This is a genomic window from Thalassorhabdomicrobium marinisediminis (genome assembly GCF_003072065.1).
GTDB lineage: Bacteria > Pseudomonadota > Alphaproteobacteria > Rhodobacterales > Rhodobacteraceae > Octadecabacter > Octadecabacter marinisediminis.
This window is the reverse complement of the sequence record NZ_QCYG01000034.1, coordinates 1-572: the sequence shown is the minus strand read 5'-3', so window position 1 is coordinate 572 and position 572 is coordinate 1. Positions and strand designations below refer to the sequence as shown.

Genomic DNA, 572 nt, shown 5'->3' with positions numbered 1-572 from the left:
GGCGCGACCGTCCAACGCTGCCGCGTCCACTTCATGCGCAACGCACTTGCTTGCGTCGGCAAGAAGGACAAGCCCATCGTCACCGCGGCGCTCAGAACCGCCTTCGATCAGGACACGCTCAAAGCTTCGAAAGAGCACAGGGCCAAGCTGATCAACGCGTTCGAGCCGCGCCATGCCAAGCTCGCAGAGTTGATGCACCGCGCCGAAGATGACGTGCTGGCCTACAAGAGCTTCCCCCGCGAGCATTGGGTCAAAATCCACAGCACCAACCCACTTGAACGCCTCAACAAGGAGATCAAACGCCGGACCAACGTTGTTGGTATCTTCCCGAACGAGGCCGCAGTCACACGACTGGTTGGAGCGTCCGCCATGGTCCTCGAACCGAGGGCGGCCACATGGCGAACTGCTGGAGCAGAATGATGAGTGGGCGATCACGCGGCGCTCCATGACGCTGGAAACCGTCGCCGCCATTTGCGACACTACCCCCATGGATCCGGCGACAATCGCCGCCCTGTAACTGTGGCCAAGCCGAGGCCGAAGAACAAAGTTACACCATTCTCAGGGACACTATC

General features: G+C 60.5%; 1 pseudogene. It reads left to right on the top strand.

Features of this window, described 5'->3' with window-relative positions:
• Positions 1 to 517: pseudogene (locus DC363_RS16605) on the top strand (transposase); the annotation flags it as partial.
• Between the last annotated feature and the right edge of the window lie 55 nt (positions 518 to 572).